Source organism: Listeria monocytogenes, assembly GCF_900187225.1.
Classification (GTDB): Bacteria; Bacillota; Bacilli; order Lactobacillales; family Listeriaceae; genus Listeria; species Listeria monocytogenes.
Genome location: NZ_LT906436.1, coordinates 1,186,463 through 1,206,938, shown reverse-complemented (window position 1 = coordinate 1,206,938; position 20,476 = coordinate 1,186,463). Strand labels below are relative to the sequence as shown.

21 protein-coding genes and 1 other annotated feature are annotated in these 20,476 nt (G+C 38.1%); of the genes, 3 read left to right on the top strand and 18 right to left on the bottom strand.

Annotation, left to right across the window (positions count from 1 at the left end; all coding sequences use genetic code 11):
* Positions 1 to 4: 4 nt before the first annotated feature.
* The 5 genes from CKV70_RS06195 to CKV70_RS06175 all read right to left on the bottom strand — a co-directional run bounded on the left by CKV70_RS06195 (position 5) and on the right by CKV70_RS06175 (position 8,441).
* A complete protein-coding gene (locus CKV70_RS06195; protein WP_014600777.1) occupies positions 5 to 3,415 on the bottom strand; it encodes an FtsX-like permease family protein in 3,411 nt (1,136 codons plus the stop codon).
* A 13-nt stretch (positions 3,416 to 3,428) separates the two neighbouring features.
* Positions 3,429 to 4,130, bottom strand: coding sequence for an ABC transporter ATP-binding protein (locus tag CKV70_RS06190; RefSeq protein WP_014600776.1), 702 nt, complete (start codon positions 4,128 to 4,130; stop codon positions 3,429 to 3,431).
* A gap of 160 nt (positions 4,131 to 4,290) precedes the next feature.
* Entirely contained in the window at positions 4,291 to 6,699 is a 2,409-nt protein-coding gene (pheT, locus tag CKV70_RS06185) for a phenylalanine--tRNA ligase subunit beta (protein ID WP_014600775.1), read from the bottom strand.
* Complete coding sequence (pheS, locus tag CKV70_RS06180) at positions 6,699 to 7,751, bottom strand: phenylalanine--tRNA ligase subunit alpha (protein WP_003736387.1); 1,053 nt, start codon at positions 7,749 to 7,751, stop codon at positions 6,699 to 6,701. The genes pheT and pheS overlap by 1 nt, the downstream gene beginning before the upstream one ends.
* Positions 7,752 to 7,796: 45 nt before the next feature.
* Positions 7,797 to 8,025: a binding site (T-box leader), on the bottom strand.
* A gap of 92 nt (positions 8,026 to 8,117) precedes the next feature.
* Complete coding sequence (locus tag CKV70_RS06175) at positions 8,118 to 8,441, bottom strand: winged helix-turn-helix transcriptional regulator (protein ID WP_003721618.1); 324 nt, start codon at positions 8,439 to 8,441, stop codon at positions 8,118 to 8,120.
* Between the two features lie 156 nt (positions 8,442 to 8,597).
* On the opposite strand from CKV70_RS06175, the gene CKV70_RS06170 reads away from it, so the two are divergent.
* Positions 8,598 to 8,957, top strand: a complete 360-nt coding sequence (locus CKV70_RS06170; protein ID WP_014600774.1) for a DUF6054 family protein — start codon at positions 8,598 to 8,600, stop codon at positions 8,955 to 8,957.
* 44 nt (positions 8,958 to 9,001) lie between these two features.
* Here the strand turns inward: CKV70_RS06170 and CKV70_RS06165 are convergent, their stop codons facing one another.
* The 7 genes from CKV70_RS06165 to CKV70_RS06130 all read right to left on the bottom strand — a co-directional run bounded on the left by CKV70_RS06165 (position 9,002) and on the right by CKV70_RS06130 (position 14,895).
* Positions 9,002 to 9,760, bottom strand: coding sequence for a TrmH family RNA methyltransferase (locus tag CKV70_RS06165; RefSeq protein WP_014600773.1), 759 nt, complete (start codon positions 9,758 to 9,760; stop codon positions 9,002 to 9,004).
* Positions 9,761 to 9,785: 25 nt separating this feature from the next.
* Entirely contained in the window at positions 9,786 to 10,865 is a 1,080-nt protein-coding gene (locus tag CKV70_RS06160) for a M42 family metallopeptidase (protein ID WP_014600772.1), read from the bottom strand.
* 111 nt (positions 10,866 to 10,976) lie between these two features.
* Positions 10,977 to 11,963 (bottom strand): glucosaminidase domain-containing protein, encoded by a 987-nt coding sequence (locus CKV70_RS06155; protein WP_022741829.1) that lies wholly within the window; start codon positions 11,961 to 11,963, stop codon positions 10,977 to 10,979.
* Positions 11,964 to 12,259: 296 nt separating this feature from the next.
* The gene (locus CKV70_RS06150) at positions 12,260 to 13,129 is read right to left on the bottom strand and encodes a glucosaminidase domain-containing protein (protein WP_003734016.1); all 870 of its coding nucleotides are present in this window, start codon (positions 13,127 to 13,129) and stop codon (positions 12,260 to 12,262) included.
* Positions 13,130 to 13,468: 339 nt separating this feature from the next.
* Positions 13,469 to 14,020, bottom strand: coding sequence for a DUF2812 domain-containing protein (locus tag CKV70_RS06140; protein WP_003721612.1), 552 nt, complete (start codon positions 14,018 to 14,020; stop codon positions 13,469 to 13,471).
* A 2-nt stretch (positions 14,021 to 14,022) separates the two neighbouring features.
* Positions 14,023 to 14,334, bottom strand: coding sequence for a PadR family transcriptional regulator (locus tag CKV70_RS06135; protein ID WP_003724743.1), 312 nt, complete (start codon positions 14,332 to 14,334; stop codon positions 14,023 to 14,025).
* Between the two features lie 30 nt (positions 14,335 to 14,364).
* Complete coding sequence (locus CKV70_RS06130; protein ID WP_003721610.1) at positions 14,365 to 14,895, bottom strand: AAA family ATPase; 531 nt, start codon at positions 14,893 to 14,895, stop codon at positions 14,365 to 14,367.
* 88 nt (positions 14,896 to 14,983) lie between these two features.
* Between CKV70_RS06130 and CKV70_RS06125 the strand changes: the two genes are divergently transcribed.
* Positions 14,984 to 15,433 (top strand): DMT family transporter, encoded by a 450-nt coding sequence (locus tag CKV70_RS06125; protein WP_003721609.1) that lies wholly within the window; start codon positions 14,984 to 14,986, stop codon positions 15,431 to 15,433.
* Positions 15,434 to 15,446: 13 nt separating this feature from the next.
* Complete coding sequence (locus CKV70_RS06120) at positions 15,447 to 15,914, top strand: DMT family transporter (protein ID WP_003721608.1); 468 nt, start codon at positions 15,447 to 15,449, stop codon at positions 15,912 to 15,914.
* Between the two features lie 44 nt (positions 15,915 to 15,958).
* Here CKV70_RS06120 and CKV70_RS06115 read toward each other — a convergent pair whose 3' ends face one another.
* From CKV70_RS06115 to CKV70_RS06090, 6 genes are read right to left on the bottom strand one after another with little or no spacing between them, the layout of a single operon-like run.
* Positions 15,959 to 16,525, bottom strand: coding sequence for a cob(I)yrinic acid a,c-diamide adenosyltransferase (locus CKV70_RS06115; RefSeq protein ID WP_003721607.1), 567 nt, complete (start codon positions 16,523 to 16,525; stop codon positions 15,959 to 15,961).
* Complete coding sequence (locus CKV70_RS06110) at positions 16,489 to 18,024, bottom strand: cobyric acid synthase (protein WP_003721606.1); 1,536 nt, start codon at positions 18,022 to 18,024, stop codon at positions 16,489 to 16,491. The genes CKV70_RS06115 and CKV70_RS06110 overlap by 37 nt, the downstream gene beginning before the upstream one ends.
* Positions 18,024 to 18,830, bottom strand: a complete 807-nt coding sequence (locus CKV70_RS06105) for an ATP-binding cassette domain-containing protein (protein ID WP_003721605.1) — start codon at positions 18,828 to 18,830, stop codon at positions 18,024 to 18,026. Before CKV70_RS06105 ends, CKV70_RS06110 begins: the two co-directional genes overlap by 1 nt.
* A gap of 12 nt (positions 18,831 to 18,842) precedes the next feature.
* Complete coding sequence (locus CKV70_RS06100; protein WP_003721604.1) at positions 18,843 to 19,520, bottom strand: energy-coupling factor ABC transporter transmembrane protein; 678 nt, start codon at positions 19,518 to 19,520, stop codon at positions 18,843 to 18,845.
* A complete protein-coding gene (locus CKV70_RS06095) occupies positions 19,507 to 19,803 on the bottom strand; it encodes an energy-coupling factor ABC transporter substrate-binding protein (RefSeq protein ID WP_003721603.1) in 297 nt (98 codons plus the stop codon). The genes CKV70_RS06100 and CKV70_RS06095 overlap by 14 nt, the downstream gene beginning before the upstream one ends.
* Positions 19,800 to 20,450 (bottom strand): energy-coupling factor ABC transporter permease, encoded by a 651-nt coding sequence (locus CKV70_RS06090; RefSeq protein WP_003733476.1) that lies wholly within the window; start codon positions 20,448 to 20,450, stop codon positions 19,800 to 19,802. Before CKV70_RS06090 ends, CKV70_RS06095 begins: the two co-directional genes overlap by 4 nt.
* Positions 20,451 to 20,476: the final 26 nt, after the last annotated feature.

The window sequence follows — 20,476 nt, the reverse complement described above, 5'->3', positions numbered from 1 at the left end:
ATCATCATTCAACTGATTTCAGTGCTTCAATCATGTCGATTCGTTTTAGTTTAATATGCATAACAACCATCACAACAGTTGCAAAAACGAGTGTGAGTATGCCGGAAAATAAGTAGCTTGTCCAACTAATTGCCGGACTGAACATCATTTGATCCACTTCTGCTGTGGTGATGATAAATCGGTGCAAGAAGAAACCAAGGATAAATCCAGCCGCAATGCCCATTAAGGTTAAAATAATATTTTCTCGGTAGACATACATAGTCACTTCTTTTGGATAAAAACCAAGTACTTTGATAGTGGAAAGTTCTCGAATACGTTCTGATACATTAATGTTTGTCAGGTTGTAAAGGACAACGAATGCAAGTAATGCCGCAGACGTAATGAGTACCACGATAACAATATTCAGACTATCCAATGTTTCATTTAGCAAGGAACTAACATTATTGGAAAAAGTAACATTTAAAATTGCTTTACTATCTGTTAATTTTTCCGCAAAATCGCTCTCTACTTTTTCAGAGGTATCTTTTAACATTAATAAGTCTAAATTGTAGCTAGGTTTTTCTTTAAATACTTGCTGATAATATGCTTTGGTCATGTAAATGTAGTGCATTGCATAGTTTTCAGTAATGGCACTGACTTTTATTTGGAATTTGTCATTTTCAGCGTTTTTGACGGTAATTGTATCGCCTGGTTTTACGTCGAATAATTTAGCCAGTTTTTCCGTTATAATCGCACCATCATCGGTAAGTTTTTCGGTTGTATGACTAGCACGGTCGCGAAGCACAATGTAATTTGGTAGTTCATTCAAATTTTTAGGGACAATGATTGATGTAGTTTGTGCTGATTGTCCTGATTTAACGGTCTCAATATTTGTTTGTGACATAGCCAATTTGCTTTTGATATTGGAATCATTCATTATTTCATCAAAGGTTTCTTTGGCTGCTGGTGGTGCGCTCATGTCTTGATAAATAGCTGCATCATATTTCATAATTTGGCCATATTGCATTTTGGCGATGTCACTAATTGAATTCCGTAGCCCAAAACCAGTAAGAATTAATGCGGTACATCCAGCAACACCTAGAACCGTCATGAGCATTCTTTGTTTGTAGCGGAATAAATTTCTTGCAGTCACTTTACTTGTGAAGTTCATTCGTTTCCAAATAAAACTAATCCGCTCTAAGAAAATCCGTTTGCCAATTTTTGGTGCTTTGGGACGCATTAATGTTGCTGCATTGGCGCGAAGTTCAGCACGACAAGCTACATAAGCTGTAAATGTTGTACAGAATAAAGCGACAAATAAAGCAAGTAAGCTATAACTCCAATAAAATCCAATATCTACAGATGGCATTTCATACATGGATTTATAAGCATTGAAAATAATGTTCGGGAAAAACTGGAAGCCAATTAAAATTCCAAGGACACTTCCAATGACACTTGCAATCGACCCGTAAACAAGATATTTCAAAATAATGCTACCGTTGGAATAACCAAATGCTTTTAATGTTCCAATTTGTGTTCTTTGTTCCTCTACCATGCGCGTCATTGTCGTTAAACAAACGAGCGCGGCAATTAGAAAGAAGAAAATTGGAAAGGCTGTTGATAAGGAAGTTAAACGGTCTGCATTTTCTTTGTATTCGCTATAACCTGGATTATCGTTACGATCAAGGACATAGTATTTCGGAACTTTCAGCGCATCTAATTTTTGCTGGCCGATTTGTACATCTTTTTCCGCACTAGTTAACTTGGCTTCTGCTTTCGCTTTTTCTTTTTTAAATAAAGCAAAATTTTTATCGTATTCTGCTTGTCCGGTATTTAATTTTGCAAGTGCGCTTTGTAATTCTAAGGAACCGGTTTGTTTTCCAACAGCTAATTGTTGTTTTGCGAGCGAAATTTTTTCAAGACCATCTTGATATTTGGTAAGACCTTCTTGGTAAGCAATTTTTGCTTGTTGAAGTTCTTGGTTTTTGGCAGCTAATGTTTTTTCGCCTTGTTCTATTGTTTGTTTTTCAGCATCTAATGCAGTTCTAACTGATTGGTATTCATTTTCAGCGTTAGCAACTTGCGCAAGAGCCGCGTTTATAGATTCTCTTATTTCTGCATCGCTAATATTGCCATTTTCATAATCATCTAGTAAATTATTCATGGCATTTTCATATTCCTCGCGGTCCGCATTTGATAAATCAAGTTCGGACGCGAGCATTTGGAACGAATCTGTTAAACTCGCGCGATCTAGCTCAAAATCAGTTAAATCTGGTTGTTTTAAAACATTTTCTAAAGTCGACTTCGCTTCTCGCAAATAACCATTTGCTGTATTTAGAAGATTATTGGCATCTTCCCAAGCCGCACGTCCTTCTTCCAATTCCATTTCAGCTTGTATAAGCGCTTGCTCACCTTGGTCGATTTGTATTTTTGCAGCATCCAGTTGTTTTTTGGCGTTGGCAAGTTCTGCTTCACCATTTGCAATTTCTGCCTCACTTTGTTTGATTTTGGCATCGTAACTTGCTCTAGCTGCATTATATTTAGAGAAACCTTCTTCTAATTGTGCTTTGGCATCTGCAAGTTTTGCTTCATTTGCTTTTAATTCTGCTTTTCCTTTGTTGATTTCTGCAGTGGCCTCATTTAGTTTCTTTTGCTCACTCGTCTTGATTTTATTTAGTCTTTTTTCTGGTTGATCTCCTAAAGCTTGTTCGACGCTTTTCTTATCTTTTTCTTCGGTGGATACATATTCGTCGCTAAAAGCTTGTTTTGCTGCTAAGTTATCAAAAGTAAGATTGGCAATAGTGTATTCTGGTAAATTAAAATCTTGCTCTGGAATTACACCAAAAGCATCTGTCTTTCCTTTACCTACCGTGCTCGAGCCACGTTCGGATTTCTGGATATAAGCGGGTGAGCTAACAAAACCGACTACTTTATAGGTGGATTTTTTAAGTGTATCAGTTAGCTTGTTACCATCGCTTTTCACAAAAGTTACTTTGTCACCAATTTTGACATTTTTATGAACAAGTTGATTATTATCAAGCGCAATTTCTCCTGATTTTTCTGGTAAACGGCCACTAATTACCTTGTATTGATTTAAATTATCGCTTTTAGATGTGGAAAATAGTTTCGTTACGATATTTTTATCTTTCATTAAAGTATCTGCTGTATATCCGAGTTCCACTTGTGCGACACCGGATATATCTTCAAGTGCTTCCTTGTCTGTCTCATCTAGTCCATAAGTAGATTGCACATTAAAATTAGCTAATTCATACTTATTAAAATAGTTGTCGGCTGTTAGAAGCATATCGGGTCCAGTTGCTTTTAATCCGGAGAAAAAAGCAACGCCCAACATAATCAGCATAAAAATGGAAATAAAGCGGCTCTTAGAACGCCATATTTCGCGGTAGATATCTTTCCATAAAGCTGAACGTTTCACTGGTTGCTCCTTCCTACCATTCTAAATCATCAATGGACATTGGTTCTGAATTTTCTTTGATGCTACGAACTTTTGCATTATTAATTTCAATAATTCGATCAGCAATTGGCGTAATCGCCGTGTTATGGGTAATAACAATAACGGTTGTCCCCGTGTTACGGCAAGTTTCTTGTAATAATTTTAAGACTGATTTGCCGGTATCATAATCAAGTGCACCGGTTGGCTCATCACACAGTAACAGTTTAGGAGCTTTAGCAAGTGCACGTGCTATAGCGACACGTTGCTGTTCCCCACCAGATAATTGCGCTGGAAAATTGTCTAATCTGTGACTTAATCCAACTTGAGTTAAAACAGTTTCTGCGTCTAATGCATTTGGCGCAATTTGTGCAGCTAATTCTACGTTCTCTTTAGCAGTCAAATTAGGTACCAAATTGTAAAATTGGAATACAAAACCGACATCGGTTCGCCGATATTTGGTTAATTGTTTTGCATTATATTGAGCAATATCCTGCCCATCTACCATAATTTTGCCTTCACTTGCACTATCCATTCCACCAAGTATGTTTAATACTGTGGATTTTCCGGCCCCAGAAGGCCCAACTATAACAACAAATTCACCCTTTTTTATCCCGAAAGTGATTTTATCATTAGCAGTGACAACGTTCTCGCCCATTTGATAGTATTTAGATACATCTTTCATTTCTACATAGGTCATTTTTCTCGTCCTTTTTTCTCTGGCATGTGCCATCATTATAACATGTGTTATTTAAGTAAGTGAAGTACTAAAAAAGGAAAGATTTCCACTATTTTATAAAAAACAAAAAAAGAACTAAACTAGCTGAAAATGTTTTCCAGGTAGCTTAGTTCTTCTTTATTTAGCGAATAATTGCATTTAGTTTTTCCTGTAATGCTTCTACTACTTTGTTGGTTGCTTTTTGTACATCTTCTTCGACTAGTGTTCTTTCGCTGTCTAGGAAAGTCAATGTGTATGCGAGTGATTTTTTATTTTCGCCAAGGCTCTCCCCTTCGAAAATATCAAATAGCTCGATATCGACAAGTAATTTCCCGCCGTGCTCTTTGATTACTTGCGAAATTGCTGCGTGGTCAGTATCTTTATCCACAAGTAATGCTAAGTCGCGTGTCATTTCTGGGTAACGTGGAATTGGATGATACACAACTTTTTCTTTGGTTGCATCTAGTAAAGCCGCCACATTGATTTCGAATACATACGTTTCTTTTAAATCATAGTTCGCTTCTACTGCTGGATGAAGCGCCCCAAGATAGCCGATTTCTTGCCCTTCTAAAACAAGGCTCGCGGTTCTTCCCGGATGCAGTTCTTCTTTTTCAGTTTGTTTCCAGTGAAGTTCGGATTTGATACCTAATTTGTTCACTAAGCCTTCGACAATTCCTTTTAAAACGAAGAAGTCTACTGGTTTCGGTGTTTTTTGCCAATCTGCAATGTGCCAGTTTCCAGTAATTAGACCTGCCAAATGCTCTTGTTCAATTGGTAAATTGTCGCCTTCTGTTGCGTAGAATACGGTACCCATTTCATAAAGTGCCACGTCCATATTTTTACGAGCGATGTTATAACTTGCGCTACGAATTAATTGTGGAACGATACTTGTTCTTAAATGGCTATGTTCTTCGCTCATTGGCATCGATAATGCAACTGTTTTTTCATCAGAAAGTGCTAGACGAGTTGCATCTTTTTTAGATGTTAAAGAGTAAGTTAATGCTTGGTTAAGCCCTGCTCCTTCTAAATAAGCGCGCATGACACGACGAGCTTTTTGGCTGTCTGATAAGCCTCCTGTTGTGCTTGTCGCCGGAAGTGTTACCGGAATTTCATCGTAACCGTAAATCCGAGCTACTTCTTCTAAAATATCCGCTTCAATCGTAATATCCCAACGTCTTGTTGGTACTTCAATGATTAGAGCATCATTTTTTACTTCTAATACAAATCCTAAACGATCAAAAATAGTTTCAATTTCCGTAAGCGTAATTGCGGTTCCTAAAATGCGGTTAATGCGTGTTAGGCTCGTTTCGATTTTATTCACTGCTTTTTCACGGTTATCTACTTCTACGACACCGCCGACTAGTGTACCGCCGCTCAGTTCAGCGATTAGTGCTCCGCCGTGCGCAAGTGCTTTTTCTACTTTCCAGGCATCCGATCCTTTGTCGTAACGAATGCTCGCTTCTGTACGTAGGTATAATTCGCGAGATGCTTTACCGATGGAAGAGCTGCTGAAAATAGCACCTTCTAGCGCAACGGTTGTTGTATTTGCGGTAACTTCGGAAAATTCTCCCCCCATAACGCCGGCGATAGCAATTGGTTCTACTCCGTTAGTGATAACTGTATGCCCAGCTTGTAAAGTTCTTTTCTCGCCATCAAGCGTAGTAATTTCTTCTTGCTCTTTTGCAGAACGTACAACAATTTTCTTGCTGCCAATTTTATCGTAGTCAAAAGAATGCAACGGTTGTCCGTATAATAAATTGATGTAGTTTGTGACATCGACAACGTTATTATGTGGACGAATCCCGGCTTTCATTAGTTTCGTTTGAAGCCATAGTGGTGATTCTTTGATTTCGATATTTTCTACCATTTTAATAGCATAGTAAGGTGTTTCGGCTGGATTTTCTACTTCTACAGAAATGAAATCTTCTGCTTTTCCTTTTTCAGATACGTCAGGCTCGGTAGGTTGTGCTGGTTTTTGATGAATAATCGCACCAACCTCGTGAGCTACACCGTTCATGCTCAATGCGTCTGCGCGGTTTGGTGTGATTGCCATATCCAAAATCGCATCATCTAGCCCAAGTAACGTGATTGCATTTACACCCGTTTCCACGTGCGCAGGTAATACATAAATGCCTTCTGCGTATACTTTTGGCACAACTTTGCTTTCAAAGCCAAGTTCTGCGAGGGAGCAAATCATTCCCTCTGACACTTCACCGCGTAGTTTTGCGCGTTTGATTTTAAGTCCACCTGGAAGTCTTGCGCCAACTTTGGCTACGATTACTTTTTGACCAGCTGCAACGTTTGGAGCTCCACAAATGATTTGAACTGGTTCTGCTTCGTCTGTTTGAACGAGACATTTATTCAATTTTTCTGCATCAGGGTGGCGTTCGCATGATAATACTTCACCAACTACGACATTTTTCAAACTAGCGCTTAATTCTTCTACGCCTTCGATTTCAATACCTGTTCTTGTAATCGCTTCTCCTAGCTCTTCCGCCGTTAACGGGAAGTCTTGGAAAAATTCTTTGACCCAATTATATGATACTAACATTAGATTTCCCCCGTTTCTGTACTTTGGAATTGCTTCGTAAAGCGTAAATCATTTGTATAAAGGTGGCGAATATCATCCACCGCATATTTCAACATCGCAACTCGTTCAGGCCCTAAGCCAAAAGCAAAGCCGCTGTATCGAGTAGAATCAATTCCAGACATTTCAAGGACGTTTGGATGTACCATCCCGCTTCCTAAAATTTCAATCCAACCGGTTCCTTTACAAACGCGACAACCTTTACCACCACATTTAAAGCAAGAGATATCCATTTCAACGGATGGTTCTGTGAACGGGAAGAATGATGGACGAAGACGAATTTCACGTTCTTCACCAAACATCGTTTTTGCGAGAACAGTTAATGTTCCTTTTAAGTCAGCAAACGTGATATTTTCGCCAACAACTAGCCCTTCAATTTGCGTAAATTGGTGGGAGTGAGTCGCATCATCATTATCGCGGCGGTACACTTTTCCTGGACAGATAACTTTGATTGGTCCTTTAGAGAAGTCATGTTTTTCCATTGTTCTAGCTTGTACAGGTGAAGTTTGGGTACGTAGTAAAGTATTTTCTGTAATATAGAAGCTATCTTGCATATCACGAGCTGGGTGATCTTTAGGTAAATTTAGCGCTTCGAAGTTGTAGTAATCTAGTTCTACTTCTGGCCCTTCTGCAATTTCGTAACCCATTCCAATGAACATATCTTCCATTTCTTCAATTACTTGTGTTAGCAGGTGTTTTGTTCCAATACTTGGCGCAGTCCCTGGTAATGTAACGTCAATGGTTTCTGATTTTAGTTTTTCATTGATTGCTTCTGTTTCTAAAATTTGTTGTTTACTAGAAATCGCTTCTGTTAAAGCTGTCCTTACTTCATTGGCAAGCGAACCCATTTTTGGTCGCTCTTCTGCGGAAAGTTTCCCCATTTGTTTCATAATTTCGGTCATCGGGCCTTTTTTACCAAGGTATTTTACCCGTAAGTCGTTTAATGTTTTTAAGTCCGATGCTTCGTTGATTTGCGTTTCTGCTTCACTTTTCAGCGTCTGTAACTGTTCTAACATACCGTTCACTCCTTCTTTTTAGACAAAATAAAAAAGCTCTATCCACAAAGGGACGAGACTTCTCGCGGTACCACCCTAATAAGAACAAAAAATTGTTCCCACTCATAATTCGATAACGGCTTAGTAACCGGACCACCTTCACACTACTTGTGCTTCCCGGCGGCGACTCCAGAGGTGAAATGTTCACAAATTCGTTTGTAAAGTGGCTTTCAGTCTATGACCACTTCTCCCTATACAGACTCAGTTTGCTACTTGGCTCTTTCATTGTCTTTATTTATTTAGATAATTTCTATTATAGTATGGTTCTAGGAAAGATTCAAGCTAAAAAATAATCTCCCCAAATTGGTTGGAGAGATTATTTCTTTTTTAATTAGGTACTTCCACCCATTTATCCGCCCAGCACTGGACTTCAAGCATTACTTCTTGGAGGGCTTTCCCTTTTTCGGTTAATTCATATTCAATGCGTACAGGAGTTTCTGGATAAACTTGTCTTAAGCAAATATCCATTTCCTCAAGTTCCTTCAAACGTTCTGCAAGCACCCGATCACTCATTTGCGGGATCTCAGCGGCAACTTGTTTAAACCTTTTTGGACCAGTCAGTAAGACATTGATGATAAGTCCAGTCCAGCGTTTACCTAGTAATTGGAACGCCGATTCAAACTTCGGACATACTGTATGTGCATCAGTCATAATTCTCACCTCTAACGTTATTGTACCATATCTATCATCAGAAAGTAACTAATAAATACTATGTTGCTTATATTTAGTAAGTTGTAGTTCTATTGACTAAATTCTTTAACTATCTTAAACTATATATAAGATAGTTATATAGAAAGAGGTACTGATATGCCATCCATACGCTATATTGTTAAAACGGACGTTTCAGAAACTTTCGAAATAATTAAAGCTGGTCAAGTGGGATCGAATATCGTGTTTTCTGAAGTTAGAACTTTTGATTTTGGAGAGCTTGCAACACTTGCTTGCGAAAAGTTTTATTTCCGCTCTTCTAATCGTGCGGCACTTTTTGTTACGATTAATAATTTTCACGGAGAAACAGAAGTAACGATAATCTCCACCGGTAGTTCAAATGGCTTTTTTACTGGAATTGACTGGGGTGCGGCATTTGATTATATGCATAGTGTTGTAGCCGATTTAAAAAACGTTGCTATTCGGGAAGTGACTATTGAAAAACAAGAAGAAATCTAAAAAAGTGGTGGCTAAGTCAAAACAACTTAGCCACCACTTTTTCTTTATTTTCTTAAGCCGTAAAGTAGAATTCCAGCCGCAACTGCGACATTCAATGATTCACTGTCTCCATATATTGGAATATATACTTTTTCAGAAAGACGATCTTGTAATTCAGGAGAAATACCATTACCTTCATTTCCGACCATTAACGCTAAAGTGTCACGTTTTGTCATGTCGTTTAATGATTTCGCTTGGTCATCGAGAACTGCACCAATAACTGGAACGCCCTCTTCTTCTAAATTCGCAATCCAATCAAATAAATTTGCTTGAATAACGGGAATATGGAAGTGGCTACCTTGCGTACTACGAATTACTTTAGGATTATAAAGATCTGCACTTCCCTTGCCAAGCACGACGCAATCATATCCAGCAGCATCAGCCGTACGAATTAGCGTGCCTACATTACCTGGATCTTGCACTGCATCTACTAGCAATAATTTTTTCCCGTATAAAAGCATCATATCTGGTTCAGATGTTGCGACTACTGCAAAAACGCCTTGCTCTGTCATTGTTTCGCTAATTAAGTGGCTGATTTCTGTACTAATTTCAAATACATCATAATCGTCTTTTAACCACTCTTCCGGAACAGAAACACCACTTGAAACAAGCAGCTCCAGTACTAAACCATCTTGACGTAATGCTTCTTCCACTAAATGGAAGCCTTCCACCAAATAAGTTCCCGTTTTATCGCGGCCTTTTCTCGTTTGTAGTTTTTTCCATGTTTTGACACGGTCGTTTTTTACTGATTGAATCTGTTCCATAAAAGTTGTCCTCTTTTCTCGAAACTCAACCTAAGCGAATTTCTGTTACTTTTTCTTTATCTAAACGTTTGACTACTTCGGTAATTAGTTTCACTGCATTTTCAAAATCATCGCGATGTAGCATCGAGGAATGAGAATGAATGTAGCGTGTTGCAATGGTAATGGATAGTGACGGGATTCCGTTTCCTGTTAAATGAATCGAACCAGAATCCGTTCCACCCATTGGAATTGCTTCAAATTGGTAAGGAATGGATAATTCGTCTGCTACGTCCGTTACAAAATCGCGAAGACCAGCGTGTGCTACCATTGATGCATCGTAAATAACGATTTGTGGACCTTCACCCATTTTGCTCATCGCTTCTTTGTCGGTTACACCCGGAGTATCTCCCGCGATGCCAACATCAACAGCAAAACCAATATCTGGTTGTACGAAATGTGCGGCTGTTTTCGCGCCACGTAAACCGACTTCTTCTTGAACCGTTCCAACGCCGTAAACGATATTTGGATGTTGTTCTTTTTGTAAGTTTTTAAGTACTTCAATCGCAATTGCAAGACCAATACGGTTATCCCAAGCTTTTGCAAGTAAGAATTTTTCGTTTTTCATTACGGTAAAATCAAATGCTGGCACAATCATATCACCAGGACGAATTCCGTAACTTTCTACTTCTGCTTTATCTACTGCACCGACATCAATAAACATATCTTTAATATCGAATGATTTTTGACGTTCAGCTGCTGTCATCACATGTGGTGGTTTAGAACCGATAACACCTGTGATTTCTTCGCCAGAACGCGTCACGATGGTTACTTTTTGTGCGAGCATTACTTGGGAAACCCAGCCGCCTACAGTTTGAAATTTAATAAAACCTTTATCATCAATTTGCGTAACCATAAAGCCAACTTCATCTAAATGACCAGCAATCATGATTTTTGGGCCATCTTCCGCTCCAACTTTTTTAGCTACGGCACTTCCTAAGCCATCTGTTTCAAAACTATCCGCTAACGGTTCGATATATTCGCGGAACACGCTTCTCACTGCACGTTCGTTACCAGGAATACCTTTTGCATCTGTTAATGCTTTTAACATCTTTAATTGTTCATCCATATAAATAACCCTCCTTATAAACTCCTTTTTCATTATAACAGTTTCTTTATAAAAATCCTTTGAAAACGCAAAAAAAGCCGAGTAATCTATTCAGCTTTTTTTGCAAGGTTATTACCAGATGATGGATTGAACGTTCAATAAAGGTAAATTAAAGGCAGTTTTCTCTTTGGTATCTGCCTTTGCTAGTTTTGTTTTGTGTAACTCAGATGTATCGATATCCATATTAATCACTAGACGATTATTGTCATCTGTTTTTAGTAATGCATCTACTGTTGGCGCATAGTCTTCTAATTGATAGAAGTCTTTAATCGATGTACTTTCAATCCAACCGATGGATTCTCCATTTTGATGGATATGGTACCAAGAAATATTAGAATCCGTCACTTTTACTTCTTGATTAATGGAAACTTGACGACCGAAATATTTGGTCGTGCTTACAACCGGTTTTGCTCCTTTGGTGCCACCCGGAGCAGACCAAACATAGCAATTATCTTTGACAGCTACTTCGCCAGTAGCCTTAATTGCTTTATCTGATACACGTTCGCTATAAACGGTATCATATTTATTTAAATTTGCTTTTTTGATCAGTTCAATTAATTTCGCTGCATACTCTGGATCAGATGAATAGCCTGTTTTGCCAAGCGCAATAGCTGCCTTTTCAAAGTCATATTCTTTGATTAGTCCTCCGTATAAATGAGGGTTCCATGATGGGCCTTTGACAAATAAAAGTGCGTGGTCATTCATTGATTCATACCAACCTGGGTACGCACGGAAAACAGCATCTGTTCCAACCCAAACAACGCCATTATGTTCTTTGGTCGGTAATTTAATAGAAGCACCTTGATAGGAACCTTTAATTCCGAATAAATTATTGCCATCTTTTGCTAATTTACTTTCGCCCCAATTGGATTCTAGGATTGCTTGCGAAATCGTAATACTAGCTAAAATACCATGTTCTTTTTGCACTTTTTGAGCATGCGGCGCAATCTCATTAATAAACTTCTCTTGCTTGGAAGTCAGGCCGTCCTCTAGACCAGCAGCTTGGGAGTGGATTGGTACTGCAAATAATGTAATTGTAATTCCAAGACCAATTGTCACCAAATGCTTCTTTGCGAGCTGTAACATAATGATTTATTGCACATCCTTCTTTGATTTATCCTTCCAGCTTTTGAAAAACTGGAAACTAGTGTTCTTTAAAACAACCACTTCATTCTATCAAAACATCCTTGTAATACACATTACTTTTACATTACTTATGTTACAATCTACTCTCATGGCTGTTATATAGCCCTTTAGCAAAGACAGTATTAATGAAAATAAAAAAGAAAAAGAGCTTAAAAAGGACTTTATGCCTATAAATAAGACAAGCCATTTTGCTCTTTTTCGGTTATTTTCTACTTTTTATCGATTAATTCTTGTTTCACCCAACCAATCGGCTCAGTATCTACTGCAATTTGATACCAAGTGCCGCTATCTGTCTTTGCTTCACGTAAAAGTTTCAAATCTTCTCGTTTATAGTAGTTAATTTCTTCTACTTTTAGCGCGCCGGAAAGTCCATATGGTTTCGTCCAAATTGCGCCAGATACGTCTTTTTTCACATTGCCAAAGCCAGTTGATTTTGTATCATAATAGATTTTATCTTCAATTCGGTCGTATAATGCTAAATCATATTTTTCGATAATATTGATTAATTTCTCCGCATAATCTGGGTCAGTTGCATAGCCAGCTGATTGTAATTCTTGCGCGGCTTTTTTATAATCATCTGCAGCAATTACTCCATTATATTTATCTTTATTCCAAGAAGTGCCGTTCAAAAAAAGTTCAGCATGCGAATCGAGTGACTCATTCCAGTCTTTATATTTCCGGAAATTAGCATTAATTTCAATCCATTTACCATCAACAAATTCTTTCGTTGTCATCGTCACCATTGGTTGTGGCGATTTTCCTTTGACACCAAATAGATTGTTACCTTTTTGCGCTAAACCGCTTTGGCCCCAGTCTGATTCGAGAATTGCTTGAGCAAGCGTAATACTCGTTAAAATACCGTGCTTTTCTTGAATTTCTTGTGCACGTGGCGAAAGTTCATTTAAAAAGTTTTGTTCTTTGGAATGAAATGCTGGATCCGGTTCTGGTGCAGTCATAATTAAATATTGCTGTCTAACAACAGATGCAATGACACCCACTAGAATTACTAGAAGTAAAATTCCCGCTATTCCAATTAGCCTCTTTTGTTTCTTCTTTTTGGATAATTTTCTATATTTCAGATGTCGTCACGCCTTTCTGTCTACGAATCCCTTGATGGTACTAGAATACGTTACTTTCATTACAATTGCAATCCATCTAGGGGTCTATTTTAGTGAATTTAAGAAATCTTTAACATTTATAAGATTAAGCCGAATTATTGATATAAAGCCAATTAATCTGTGAATGATATAGATAATTCTTCATTTTGTAACATTTGCCATCATTTAGTCATATAAAATTAGAATGACTCGTCTAAAATACTTTTTCTCACGCAAAAAACGCATCTTTCTTCTATTATATAATGGTTAATTCTATCAAAAAAGATTACGGCATAAATGTCGTAATCTTTTTTGATTATATTAGGAAGCTTTCCTGGTAGCTAAATTATTTATTTTACGAGTCAGATTGAAAAACATTTTCCCATATAGCGAAACGAGTATAAAGAAAATAATGAAAATAAATGTAGCGATTCCAATATGATTTTCTATTTGAAATACAATTAGCAATTCAACAAATAAAAACAAACTTACTATCGCCCCAAAAATGGTCCAACGTTTGCGGATATTTTTGTAAAGTTGAATTAAAGAAGTCTCGTCAGTGAAAATAGCTTCCTCTGTTTCTCCAGGAGCTACGGCTTTGCGGAAATACATCCAATTGCCATTTAAGACTGGATAGCTGAAAACAGTCTCCCAGCCAGCATCTTCGAAAAGTGTTTTGTAAGCTTCTTCGTCCCCTTCATTTTCTTTAAAATCAATCGCATAGCTGTATTTCGCAGGCTCTCCTTGTTCGAAATGGTATTTAAAAGATTTATATTTTTGAAAGAACCAACCATTTTGTGCCATTTCATTTAAATAGGCTTCTTCTTTCTCCATATTGTCCACTGTGAAAAACTTAACGACTTTTTTCTCCATTATTAGACCTCCCTTGAGTTTCTATACAATTCTTCGATGCGCGCTTTTTCTAATTGCAAAATGTCTGTGCCAATTTCAGTAATTTGATAGATTTTCCGATTACTCTCTTCTTGAATAATTTGGATCAAATTATCTTTGTTCATTTTAGATAAGCTTCCGTAAATAGTCCCGGGTCCAAGCTTGATTCGATCATCTGTCATCTTTGCGACGTTTTCGATAATCGCGTAACCGTGCCTTGGTTTGACGAGCGAAAGTAATATGTAAAAAGCGGTTTCGGTCATTGGAAGATAGGCTTTCCGTAATTTTTCATTCATAACTATATCGCACCTCGATGTATTTGATGCTTATAATATATCACGGCTCGATATAATTTGCAATAGCCTTTTTTGTATTTCTTGCAATGCTGTTTTTTCGGTGACGACTAGCCATTTTGTTGGAGTTTGAGCCATTTTTTCAGCAATTAGTGGTTTTGTTCTTTGGTCAAATAAATCGTCCCAATAAAACATTTTATTTAACATGTTTAATTTGACTTGGTAATGTGCTGCTTCTAATCGTAGTAACTGTTTAATTTGGCGCTTAATAAGTTGGGAGCGGATTTGCTTTTTAGGTAAATTGAGAAAAATAATCACATCCGCTTGATCAAAGCTTTCGTTCACCCATGCTTCCAAATGAACGCCTTCAATAATCCAGTTTTCTTGTTGAAGAATCTTATTTAATACTGCTATTTTTTCGATGTCGGTTCGTCTTACCTCTGTTTCTTCTCGTTTCCAGACGATGCGATCTGTTTCAAAATAATCGATTTGTTGCCACTCGGAAAGCTTTTTAGCTAAAGTGGTTTTGCCGCTTCCGACGGATCCGATAATACGAATTTTCATAAAAAAACCTCACTTTAAATTAAATACTATCTTTTTACCCCGCTTTTATTTTATAATTATCTCATTGTGATAAAAGGGAGGGAAATTTTTGATTATATTATTTATTGTATCAGGTTTGTTAGCTGGGATGGTATTACCAGTTCAAACGGCCATCAATACACGACTTAGTACATATACGAAATCACCGTTTTTAGCTTCGTGGGTTTCTTTTATGGTAGGGACAACTGTTTTACTTATCGTTTGCTTATTTACACAAAAATCATGGCCAATATCTTCAGAAATGATTGCCTCAAATCCTTGGTATATTTGGGTTGGTGGTGGAACATTAGGCGTTATTTTCCTAACAGCTAATATTTTACTATTACCACGACTTGGCTCGGCACTGCTTGTGATGATTACGGTTTGTGGACAAATGATTATGGCGATTATTATTGATAATTTTGGCTTATTTCAAGTACCAATGCATGAGATTAATATCGAACGTCTACTTGGCGTTATTTTAATGTTCGGCGGCATTTACTTGATGCAACGCTTTTAAAGGAGGAGAAAACATGACAAAAAGATCATCCAAATCATTATTACTATTTATGGCAATGGGACTTGTTTCTGGACTACTTTCCCCGATTCAAACGTCGATTAATAGCCAACTTCGGCTAACTGTCGGTTCTCCTTTTGTGGCATCATTTATTTCCTTTTTAGTTGGGACGACTTTGCTTACACTGGTTTGTTTAATCGTTGAGCGTCGTTTGACTTTTCAACTGAAAGGTGTCGGCCGAATTCCTTGGTGGGTTTTCACTGGCGGTGCGCTTGGAGTGCTCTTCGTAACTTCTAACATTTTACTTTTACCATTACTCGGCTCAGCAATGACGGTTGTTTTAGCGCTTTGTGGGCAAATGATTATTGCACTTATTATTGATCATTTTGGCTTTTTCGGGGTTATTCCACATCCAATTAATCGTTACCGAATGATAGGTGTATTGTTAATGCTCGTTGGTGTATTTTTAATCCAACGTTTTTAAAAAAGGAAAACCTCTCCGGCTTTGATGTCTGGAGAGGTTTTTTATTATTTCTTTTTATTGCGGAAAACGAGTTCGGAATTTTTGTAGAAAATGTCTGTTTCACCAGCGCGGTAATTGACGACTCTGGCAACGGCAAAAAAGTAATCGGATAAACGGTTGACGTATTTTAACACTTCTTCGTTACTTGAAGCAATTTTTAACATACCAACGATTTCGCGTTCAGCTCTTCTTGTTACGGTTCTAGCCATGTGCAGTAACGAGGCTGCTTGCGTTCCACCTGGCAGGATAAATTTTTCGATTTCTGGTGGTTCATCGGCATAGACGTCAATTCGGTCTTCTAGCCACGCAACAGGCTCACTAGTTAATTTATACGCACGTTTGCCTTCCTCTGTTGCAAGATCCCCTCCTGCATCAAATAATTGCTGTTGAATTTGTTCAAGTTCGGCTTGAATTTCTGGTTCAGCCCCAAGTGTTGTTATCGTGTAGCCAATCAGCGAATTAAGTTCATCCAAAGTTCCATATGCATCGATACGGATATTATCTTTACTTACTTTGCTACCCCCGATAATTCTTGTCATTCCTTTATCGCCGGTTTTTGTGTAGATACGCATATTTTTTCTCCTTTCATGATTTTTTCTAGTTGGTCCATTTGGATATTTTCTTCTAAAAGAGCCGCTAATTTGTCGTATTCTTGTTCTTTGTGTTCTTTTAGTTTAATGATTTCATGTGGATAAACGGATTTGTTTTTGCGCGTTAGTAGTTCGTCAAATAGATTTCCTAAGAAAACATCATTGTCGAAAATACCATGAATATATGTACCGATGATATTTTTGTTGACAGAGATAGCGCCATCTTGGTGGGTTTCTTCGTTTCCGTTCACCGCTTTAATTTCACAAAATGGACTAGTGCTCTCGCCGCGCTTCGTCTCACCCATATGGATTTCGTAACCTTCAACAGCTTCACCTGAATGCGTCACACCTGTAATTTGAGTAGTGCGCTTGTGGTCGAGAAAAATCGTCTCGGTATCTAGCAAACCAAGTCCGGCTATTTCTAATTGTTTACTCTCCACTTGATTCGGATCGAGCATTTTTTGACCGAGCATTTGGTAGCCACCACAAATCCCGATTACTTTCCCGGCATTTTTAGCATAGTTTTGAATGGCATTTTTAAGTCCAGATTCTTCGAGGAAAGTCATATCTTCTAGTGTATTTTTACTTCCAGGAATAATGACTAAATCTGGGTTTCCAAAATCAGCTATATTACGGATGTAGCGTACACTTATGTCGGGCTGGATTTCCAGAATATGAAAATCTGTGAAATTAGAAATCCGCGGTAAACAGATTATCGCGATATTAAGTAGTGCGTTACTATCTGGCACGTAATTTTTCCCACTTAGTGAAACACTATCCTCTTCTTCCAGTTGTAAATTGGCATAAGGAATCACACCGATAATCGGGACGTTTGTGAGTTCCTCAATCATATCAATTCCGGGTTGTAAAAGAGCTACATCGCCGCGGAATTTATTGATAATAACACCTTTGATCCGAGCCCGCTCTTCTTCATTTAACAGCATAATGGTGCCATAAATCGAAGCAAATACGCCACCTTTATCAATATCAGCAACTAGGACAACTGGTGCATCGACCATTTTTGCCATGCCCATATTCACGATATCACGGTCGTTCAAATTGATTTCGGCTGGGCTTCCGGCACCTTCTAGTACAATAATATCATTTTCATCCACTAAACTCTGGTAAACTGCTTGGATTTTCGGAATAAGTGTTTGTTTGAAATCATGGTACGTCACAGCGTCCATATTATCTAAAATCGCACCCATAAAAATCACTTGCGATTGCCGATCATTGGTCGGTTTAAGGAGCACTGGATTCATGCGGACATCTGGAAAAACACCAGCCGCTTCTGCTTGAAAAACTTGTGCCCGTCCCATTTCATCCCCTGTCGCCGTTATGAAAGAATTGAGTGACATATTTTGAGATTTAAATGGAACAACTCGCTTACCTTTATTTTTGAACAGACGGCATAATCCGGCCACTAGCACGCTTTTCCCGGCATCAGAAGCGGTACCTTGAATCATTATTTGCTTTACCATTAATTAGTCACCTTCCCCGTATGCGCGAAAAAATCGGCTTCTTTTTTGAACAGTGGATAGCCAGCTTGTTGGTGTAATTTGATTAGCCAAGGCTGGACTAATCCCGCTTGTTCGATATTGCTTTTCTCTAAGAAAACACTGCTTGTTTCCCCATTTGTGAGAACAGCTCCATCTTTTAACATATACACGTAATCGCATATTTCATAAATTAAATCGATATCATGGCTTGAAATAAGGATCTTTTTTCCTTGGTTTGCCAGACGTTCGATAATTTCCATCATAATTTTTTTACCGATAGGATCGAGGCCAGCTGTTGGTTCATCTAGCAGTAACCAATCTGTGTCAAGAACAAGAGCCCCGGCAATCGCGACACGTTTTTTTTGGCCATAACTTAAATATTGGACTGGTTTATGTTGAAATTCCGTTGCACCAACAATCTTAAGCACATTCGTCACGCGCGATTCTACTTCACTTTCGCTTACGCCTAAATTTCTAAGCGCAAAAGCCACATCGTCACGAACATTCGAATAAAAGATTTGCTGATCTGGATCTTGGAAAACGATGCTCACTTTTTTTCGCAAAGCAAACAGTGCTTTTTTATTGTAAGAAAGTGGTTTTCCGTCAAAATAAACTTTACCAGAAGTTGGCTTGTTAATGCCTAATAGCTGCATAAAAAGTGTCGATTTACCGGAGCCATTCGCACCAATTAGGCCGATAATATTGCCTTTTTCTAAATCAATTGAAACATCCGTTAAGGCTTGTTTGCCATCTTCATATTGGAATGAAATATGTTCTGTTTTAAGCAAATTGGCTTCCTCCTAGATATGAAATTCTCCTTGATATAGCTTCACATCAAGTGTTACAACCATTTCATTATATCTTTTCATGACACGATTAAATAAAGTATTTACGAGCATGCCAAATGACCGGTAACTATTTTTTATGCCGTGATAACCGAAGCGAAGGCTCTGTGCTTTTCGAATCGCCGTCGCTTCTTCTAAAAAAATAAAGATAAAACGGTAAATTAAAATCGTTAGTTCAATAAGTACTTTTGGGATAAAAATCCGCTTCATTACTTTCGTTAATTGTACCACGGGAACAGTTAAGACGAAAAAGTATGTCGCTGCTAAACAAGCGATACTTCGAAAAAAAACTTGAGTTGCCGTCGTAATCGTCACATCGGAAATCCCGAGATAAAAACTGCCAATCGAAATCGAAGCGAGAAAACTACTTGGATCTTTAGAAATCGAAATAAGAATCGACAGTAAACTAAAAAGTAGAAATGAAAATGGTAAAAGGAGCCATTTCAAATATTGTTTAAAATGAATTTTAACGACATAGAGCGTCAGTGGCACCATGCACAAAAACAGTATAGCTTGGACGAGCACAGGACCAGTTAACGCGAGTATTAGAATTGCGACATAAAATAATGCTTTTGCTGATGGCGAAAAAGCTATCCACCGGTTTTGATAAGCATATTTATCAATGGTTAACATCGTTCTCAGCTTTCCGCTTGCCACGACTTACACCAATGACATACGCGATAATTCCTGTTCCGATACAACCTTGAAGCGTAAATAATAAGCTTTCAATTTCGCCACTTTTTGGTTCATAAAGAGGTTCAAACCATGGTTCATAGCTTGGATCGATTTTGGTGATTTCCGCCTCTGCTTCCCCGTCAGAACCGCCATACTCCCCCGTTTTATTGAAGAAGAATGGACTAACCATTAACAATACAACTAATAGAATTAAAATGACATTGATATTTATTTTTTTCATCGTAATTGTGCCACCTTTTCTGGTAAATTTTTGCTAATAAGATTGTACATGACTACCGTTAGCAATCCTTCTGCAATCGCAATTGGAACTTGTGTCACACAGAAAATCGCCATGAACTTCAGAATGGATGCCATCATGCCGGATGCTGGATCTGGGAAAACGACTCCGAGCTGGACGCTGGTGGTTAAGTAGGTTGCTAAATCAGCTGTCATCGCACATAAGAAAATCGAAACACTTTTATTGCAGTTTAGTTTACGAGCGAGTTTGTATACGACAAAACCAACCATTGGCCCAATAACAGCCATAGACATTGCGTTCGCGCCAAGTGTTGTAATACCGCCGTGTGCAAGTAGTAACGCTTGGAAAAGCAAGACAATCACGCCAAGTACACTGACAACGAGCGGACCGAACATAACAGTTGCAAGACCTACACCAGTCGGATGAGAACAAGATCCTGTAACGGACGGAATTTTAAGCGCTGAAAGAACGAAGATAAAGGCTGCGCATAGTGCCAACAGTAATTTGTTATTTTTATCTAGGGCAATTAATTTACGAATACGAATTAAGCCAAGTACAAGGAATGGGATAAATACAATGAACCAAAAGACAGCCCATTTAACTGGTAAAAAGCCCTCCATAATATGCATTGCGTGTGCGGATTCTGGATTCGTTA

Coding starts and splice junctions, on each gene's coding strand:
- CKV70_RS06190 (WP_014600776.1), bottom strand. CDS start 4,130: ATGACCTATGTAGAAATGAAAGATGTATCTAAATACTATCAAATGGGC.
- pheT (WP_014600775.1), bottom strand. CDS start 6,699: ATGTTAGTATCATATAATTGGGTCAAAGAATTTTTCCAAGACTTCCCG.
- pheS (WP_003736387.1), bottom strand. CDS start 7,751: ATGTTAGAACAGTTACAGACGCTGAAAAGTGAAGCAGAAACGCAAATC.
- CKV70_RS06175 (WP_003721618.1), bottom strand. CDS start 8,441: ATGACTGATGCACATACAGTATGTCCGAAGTTTGAATCGGCGTTCCAA.
- CKV70_RS06170 (WP_014600774.1), top strand. CDS start 8,598: ATGCCATCCATACGCTATATTGTTAAAACGGACGTTTCAGAAACTTTC.
- CKV70_RS06165 (WP_014600773.1), bottom strand. CDS start 9,760: ATGGAACAGATTCAATCAGTAAAAAACGACCGTGTCAAAACATGGAAA.
- CKV70_RS06160 (WP_014600772.1), bottom strand. CDS start 10,865: ATGGATGAACAATTAAAGATGTTAAAAGCATTAACAGATGCAAAAGGT.
- CKV70_RS06140 (WP_003721612.1), bottom strand. CDS start 14,020: ATGGAGAAAAAAGTCGTTAAGTTTTTCACAGTGGACAATATGGAGAAA.
- CKV70_RS06135 (WP_003724743.1), bottom strand. CDS start 14,334: ATGAATGAAAAATTACGGAAAGCCTATCTTCCAATGACCGAAACCGCT.
- CKV70_RS06130 (WP_003721610.1), bottom strand. CDS start 14,895: ATGAAAATTCGTATTATCGGATCCGTCGGAAGCGGCAAAACCACTTTA.
- CKV70_RS06120 (WP_003721608.1), top strand. CDS start 15,447: ATGACAAAAAGATCATCCAAATCATTATTACTATTTATGGCAATGGGA.
- CKV70_RS06115 (WP_003721607.1), bottom strand. CDS start 16,525: ATGCGTATCTACACAAAAACCGGCGATAAAGGAATGACAAGAATTATC.
- CKV70_RS06110 (WP_003721606.1), bottom strand. CDS start 18,024: ATGGTAAAGCAAATAATGATTCAAGGTACCGCTTCTGATGCCGGGAAA.
- CKV70_RS06100 (WP_003721604.1), bottom strand. CDS start 19,520: ATGTTAACCATTGATAAATATGCTTATCAAAACCGGTGGATAGCTTTT.
- CKV70_RS06095 (WP_003721603.1), bottom strand. CDS start 19,803: ATGAAAAAAATAAATATCAATGTCATTTTAATTCTATTAGTTGTATTG.
- CKV70_RS06090 (WP_003733476.1), bottom strand. CDS start 20,450: ATGCATATTATGGAGGGCTTTTTACCAGTTAAATGGGCTGTCTTTTGG.